Annotated in this window: 7 protein-coding genes; all 7 read right to left on the bottom strand. The window is 53.3% G+C overall.

The genetic code is table 11. The annotated features are described in order from the left end of the window. Positions 1–75: 75 nt before the first annotated feature. Genes J8X26_RS23560 through J8X26_RS23530 form a run of 7 tightly spaced genes read right to left on the bottom strand, consistent with a single transcriptional unit; the run spans position 76 to position 6,029 of the window. Complete coding sequence (locus J8X26_RS23560; RefSeq protein WP_208952125.1) at positions 76–831, bottom strand: phage minor tail protein L; 756 nt, start codon at positions 829–831, stop codon at positions 76–78. Next, on the bottom strand, positions 828–1,166 hold the full coding sequence (locus tag J8X26_RS23555; protein WP_208952124.1) for a phage tail protein: 339 nt from the start codon (positions 1,164–1,166) through the stop codon (positions 828–830). The genes J8X26_RS23560 and J8X26_RS23555 overlap by 4 nt, the downstream gene beginning before the upstream one ends. A gap of 3 nt (positions 1,167–1,169) precedes the next feature. Next, complete coding sequence (locus J8X26_RS23550) at positions 1,170–4,454, bottom strand: phage tail tape measure protein (protein ID WP_208952123.1); 3,285 nt, start codon at positions 4,452–4,454, stop codon at positions 1,170–1,172. A 31-nt stretch (positions 4,455–4,485) separates the two neighbouring features. Continuing rightward, positions 4,486–4,764, bottom strand: coding sequence for a DUF4035 domain-containing protein (locus tag J8X26_RS23545; protein ID WP_152324919.1), 279 nt, complete (start codon positions 4,762–4,764; stop codon positions 4,486–4,488). Positions 4,765–4,772: 8 nt separating this feature from the next. Continuing rightward, positions 4,773–5,171 carry a phage tail assembly chaperone gene (locus J8X26_RS23540; RefSeq protein ID WP_152324920.1) on the bottom strand — a complete coding sequence of 133 codons (399 nt, stop codon included), beginning with the start codon at positions 5,169–5,171 and terminating at the stop codon, positions 4,773–4,775. Positions 5,172–5,227: 56 nt separating this feature from the next. Then, complete coding sequence (locus J8X26_RS23535; RefSeq protein ID WP_013575134.1) at positions 5,228–5,698, bottom strand: phage tail tube protein; 471 nt, start codon at positions 5,696–5,698, stop codon at positions 5,228–5,230. A gap of 55 nt (positions 5,699–5,753) precedes the next feature. Next, a complete protein-coding gene (locus tag J8X26_RS23530) occupies positions 5,754–6,029 on the bottom strand; it encodes a DUF3168 domain-containing protein (RefSeq protein ID WP_307803504.1) in 276 nt (91 codons plus the stop codon). Between the last annotated feature and the right edge of the window lie 96 nt (positions 6,030–6,125).

Below are 6,125 nucleotides of genomic sequence, written 5' to 3'. Positions count from 1 at the left end.
CCACGCCACAACATTCGTGCGGGTAGCTCTGCCGGGCATGTTCAAAAATAGCCTGCAGGGTTTTATCACGCATAATTAGCTCTTGATCAGAGATGTGCCCGGGAAGCCGCCGAACGGCAATTCGTTATTTGCCCCGAAGCGAGGTTTGCAGCCCGTGTTCAGCGTGCCGTTGCACACGTCGAGCGAGGGATCGCTAACCGGATTACCGTGCTTATCGAAATAGTTGGTACCGGCGTAATCGCAGCCATCCCCTGATCGGTATTTGCCGCGGATGCACCAGGTGCAGAGAGAATGAAGTTGCCGCGTCGGGATCATCAATCCCTGCAAATCCATCGGGCTGCTCAGCGTGAACTCAACAGAGATGTTGGTTTCCATGCTCTTGCTGTCGATGTAGAAAACCTGCAACTTCTCCTGCGTGGCGTCCGCCGTGGCATTCCCGCCAGCAAAGTTTCGGGCGTCGAGGTATTGCGCCAGCGTATCGTGAATGGTCACCACAGCCTGAAGCATGTCATCGTAAGCCAGACACAACGCAGTAATCGACCCGTCAAGATTCGCCACAGTCAGTTTCGGCTGTGCGCCGCTGCCGCTTGTTGAAGCCTCAATGCCTTCAATCTGAACCGGCCACGCTGAATATTCGTTGCCCTGCCACCAGATGGATTTCGCTGGCAGTTTCGATTCATCGCCTCCGGAGGCCAAGATTTCGGCCTCGGTGTACGCCAGATTGTAATTGTGAAAACGGAGCACATCGCCTGTGCCAAAGGCGGTGCCATCAACTTCAAACAACCGGACAGTGTCGCCCGGCTCTAATTTCTGATAATCACTGTTTATCATGGTTTAAAAGCCTGTAAGAAAGTCACATCAAGGTTATGTTTCCCGTTTCCAAGCGCCGTTGGTTTATATGTTTCGCATCGGAATAAGCCAATGGGTTCAAGCGGAGGCGTCCAAAGAAATGCTTTTGTGCCACCATGTGAATCGAGGAAATTTTTTATTGCAGAAATGTATGATTCGTTGCCGGTGAAACTTAGCGTCCACTCCTGACTTTTGGCATTTAACCCATCGCCGGCAACCTGAGTGTATCCATCTCCAAACTGTGTTTTCCGAACGCGGAGTGTGGTCTCCGCTTCCGCATTTATTCGTGGGCACCACGTGAATGTATCAATCGCCATTTATCACCTGCTTTTCATTGCATTCCAGATATCGCCGCCAGGCCGCAAATCTTTGGTCTTTTCCTGCTGATAGAGTTGCTTAACATAATTTGAAATTTGCGTTCCAAACTGCTCCCAACCACCAGAGGACTGCGAACTGGAATTGCCATTGCCGTCGATCGTGATGTAAACCTGCGGTGCGCCGCCGGAACTACCAGAGGAATTACTCCCACCAACAGCTCTCACGCCGAGCGATCCGTCGGCCGCACGAGTAAGTGGCATGATGGCTTCCGGCCCTGCCTCCCCGAATACCCCAGCGCCTTGCGCGAAAGCAAACATGGTCGGTGTGTTGTAAACGCCGCCGCTGAAAGAATTAAGGGACGGGGAATCGTAGACGCCGCCTTTGGCGTTAAAACTTAGATTGCTATACGCACCCGAAGAGAATGAGCTTGACGACGCCGCGCCGGATGCCGCAGACCCACCGAAATAACTCGCCACGCCTCCGACCAAGGATCCGAACAAACCTGAAGACGACGAAGAGCCGCCCCCCATAGCGCTGACTACCGCCATTTGCAGGGCCACTTTTTCGATAATTTGCAGAACAGATACGCCCCAAGACTTCCAACTGACTTTGTTGCCTTCCAGCATTGAGGTGACGTTGGTGAAAGCGCTATCCATCGTGGTTTTTACGCCGTCTGAAACAGTGCCCGAGACATTGCTGATTTCTTCAAGCCAGTTGTTATATCCCTTGGCAGCGCCAGACATCCAGTCAGCTTCCGCAGCTGCTGTGGCCTTATATTTTTTGTCCAACTCATCAAGAGCCAGATTTCTCGCCGCGATTGCCTGTGCTCCCTGATCGGTTTTAGAGAACACCCTGTTAACCTGTTGGGTTTCATCAAACCGCGTGCGCTGTCGGTCACTCAGCCCGGCGGTTTCTGTCGTCAGCGCTGTTTCATCCCGGTATTTCTGGGCTGCATCTGTTAAATCCTTCAGTGCATCAGCCTGTTCACGCTGCTTTCTGACTGTTTCGTCAGCACGCTGATTCCACTTAGCCAACTCAGCAGAGGATGCCTGAATGGCTTTGCGCTGCTCATCTGTCCATTTAGTACCAGCCTGATGTGATGCTGCGTAAAGCTCAGAAGCTTTTTCACCTTCCGTAGCCCTGACTTTTTGAACTTCGATAGCGACAGTAAGATCAGCCATTTTGCGACTGTACTGCTCAGCAACAGTGGCCGCTTCTCGCTCCGCTTTATTCTGCGCATTGGTTGCGGCAGTTCCATCCTTTTTTGCCTGCGCCGCTGCGGCGTCCTTTTGGGCTGCCTGGTCTTTGTTGTAGATGTAAGTCGTGTACAGTGCGCCGGTGAGCTTCAGATCCTCAGCTTCATAAACATATTGCTGATGAAGTTTTTGCAGGCCTGAAAGGCTGGCTAACTCATTTTCGCGACGGGATTTTTCGACAGCCGTTGACTGCTGAGGTGTGGCATTGACGGTTGAAACCACTGGCCCAGCATACTGCGGCAGTGTTGCGCCTGCTGTCGCAGACATTGACCGGTTGAGCAGGTCATATGCGCCTTTCAGAATGGAGACAGCGCCAGCCTGTTCAATAGCCTTTTTGGTTGCCAGATCACTCGCGTCATTAACCAGCTTCTGAGTGCTCGCAACTTTTGCGGCCGCATTTTCGCGGTCGTACTCCAGTTTGTTCAGCTTGTCGGTCAGTTCGATGTTTTTGGCAGTGATGTCCGCCTGATCCATGAACGTGTTCAACTGCGTTACGGTCGGGTGTGCGTTATAGTCCTGCTGGATCTGATCCAGACCTTTCAGGCTGTCTTTCACTTTGGCGATCTGAACATCCAGATCGGCAAGGTCGCTTTTCTGGGCGGCCAGAGAAGAACGCGCATCACCGGCTGTTGCCTTCAAGCCAAGTACCGACATGGTCTGAAGTTTGCCGTTTATCTCATCGAGATTGTTGGCGAAGCCCACGGCTTCCTGATGAACCTGCTGTGTATGCTGGTACAGACCATACATTGCCGTTCCGGCGGAAATAATAAGGCCAGGCCAACCGCCGAGCAGGCTAAGAACGCCGCCGCCCAAACGGTTCATCACTGACGCTGTGTTATTCAGTTGGCTCATCGCCGCAGAACGCCCGCTAATAGCGCTGTTCAGTGATGTCTGGGCGGCAGCTAAATTCCGTTCAGCGAGAATTTGCGCCTCAATGGATGTTGCGGCAGCCCTTGCCTGTTGCGCACGATAAACAGTCTGGCGTGCAGCAGCCACGCTGACTTGTGCGCCACGCACCTGAGCCTGAGCCAGCGCGACTTCAGCAGCAGTGTTTGAGATTACTGCGGCGGTTGACTGGGCGACACTTCCCACCATATTCCCGAAGTACCGGGCAATGCCTAATCCAACCAGCGCGCCCGTAACATTGGCAACGGTATTAATGTTTTTCGCCAGTCCATCCAACACGCCAGACAGACTCGATGACGCACCAACCGCATCATTCGCGCCGCCCACCCATGCGAGGAAGGCATTTTGCACTTTCTGGGCGGATCCGCTGATCGACGCCGGGAGGGTTTCAAATTCTTTTCTGAGCACCTGAACATTGGTCAGCAATGGGACGATCTTGTCAGTCGTCAACTCTCCGTTGTTCGCCATGTTACGGAGCCCGCCAACCGTGGTACCCAACCCATCGGCAAGAAGCTTCGCCAACCGTCCGCCGTTCTCCATGATGGCGTTGAACTCTTCACCCCGCAAAACGCCGGAACCTAATGCCTGGCTGAGCTGCGTGATCACCGAACTGGCTTCTTCTGTGCTGGCCCCTGACAGCTTCAACGACGTAGCCACAGTTTCGGTGACCTTCGCAACGTCTGAAGACGCATAGCCTGCGGCACGTAGCGCCTGGGCAATACGGCTGTAAAGGTTGCTGTTTGCCTCGAGAGAAGTCCCCGTGCGCTGGCTGATTTCCATTAGCGTGCGCTGTGATGTGGCGTAATCGTCGGTTGAGGTTGAAGCTAAACGCAGGCGCCCATTTAACTGGTTCCATGTGTCAGCAAATTCAATAAGTTGGTGAGTAGCGAATGCGCCAGCAAAAGCACCGGCTAAACCCGCTGCAGATGACTGAACAGAAGATAATTGTGCGCTGAGTTCTGAAACCGCCTGGCGGGTGTTTCGTGCAGCAGCAGCAGCCTTCTTACCGCCCTGCTCCATTGTTTTGTAATAATCAGCCCCCATCCGGGAAGCACGGGAAATTTCAGACTGAAATGAACTGGAGTTCGCTGAAATTTTGATAATAAGTTCGCGCAGAGTAGCCATATTTCACCCATAAACCCCGCCTGCGCGGGTATCAAAGACCGCCTAAAAACTCTTCAAAATCACTAATTTCTTTCTCTTCTTCCGTCTGCCCCCACTTCAGAAGCACATCGTTAATGCTAAGTTTGCCGCCCTGTGCGTTGATAGCTGCGGTCGCAACCTGCGCTGCCTGAACATCGCCACGCCAGTCGCCGATCGGGCTCAACCGGTCATAGGCGATCCACATTTTCAGTTCGCTGGCAGTAAGGGTCTGGCGGAGTTCGTGAACGGTGCGCCCCAACCGGAGCGCCAGAGAGAAGAGGAAGAAAGTCAGCGGCTCTTTTACTTTTTTTCAGCAGATTCCTGGCTCAGACCTAACGCCATAGCCTGTTGCAGCAGCCGCACATGGACTGGGCCGTAAATTTCCGAAACCAACTTTTTATCTTCTGGGGAAAATACGGGGGCGCCGGTCTCATCCAGCAAAACATCGATAAACAGGATCACATCAGCGTCGCGGTTGCGGATGAAAGTTTCGGTAGGAGTCAGTTTTGGAGGTTCCGTACCTTCCGGAAGTTCTGGAGAAAGGAATTCGCGAAAATTAACCCAGGCTTCCCCTGACGGCTCGCGCAGGGTGACTTTGGTGTTGCCCCATTCCGGTACCGAAACTTCTTTTGTGCGATATGCGCCAGACGGGGCCAAAGCCAGATCACGTAATGAGGCAGAGAGTGCCGTTTTCTTCATTGTTGGGTTCTCTAAAAGTGAAGGAATTCAGGGTAAAGAAAAGCGGCCTGAGCCGCTTAGGAAGTTGCCTGAATGATAGGGATCGGCTTGCCGCGAACGCGCAGTGAATACGTCGCGCCGACGACGGAAGACGTAGCCGCTGACCATGAGCTTTGACGTACTTCTACGAGAATGTAGTAGCCATTACCCGAAGCGAATTTCACGCGCAGCGCCCGCAATTCGTCATTTTCATATGCCGTCTGCAATGCGGCCTGCGCCTCTTCATCGCCAACCCAGTTACGGGTGATAGACATTTCTGCCGGTGCTGCGAGGCCGTTGGTCTGCTCCTGTTCGACTGAGCACAGTGTGGTGACATCAATGTCGCCCTTCTGCCCGCCGGTATAGGTTATTTCTTTCGTTGCACAGGCAGCTTCCAGCCAGGTGATGCCCACACCGGGAAAGCCAGGTGCAGTAAAATCAGCGGCGGAAACCGGCGCGTCAGTGACGGCGAACGTCATACCCTTTGTGACTTCGTATTTACTCGACATGTGATCTCCGGACATTAAAAAACCGCTCGTAGGCGGCTATTGGTGAGGTGATGGGTTATTGCTGGTTCTGAATTTCCAGCATGGCACGGTAGAGCCCTGTTTCTGACTCGTAGCCGTTAGTTCGGTTAAGTTGCGTGAAATTCAGGGGAGCCAGCGCGTTTTGTACCATCTCACGAATTGCGCGGGCTTCATCAGGCGATTTGGCGTAAACATCAACCTGAACGGAATCTGTTTCTTCGGCAGGGCCGCAAAGGGTGTCGCCAAAGTTTTCGCTGACAATACTGAAGACGATCCACGGCGCGCTGACAGCGGTTTGGCCTTCGGCATTCAGCGGTGCAACGTAAGGATAAACCTGCCCGCCTTGTATGTAATAAGCATGTGGTGGTTAGCTACCATCGCATGAAGCGGAGAGAGCTTGGCCCTCGCC

This window comes from Rahnella sp. ChDrAdgB13, from assembly GCF_017655185.1.
GTDB lineage: Bacteria > Pseudomonadota > Gammaproteobacteria > Enterobacterales > Enterobacteriaceae > Rahnella > Rahnella contaminans.
This window is presented reverse-complemented; position numbering and strand designations above follow the sequence as displayed.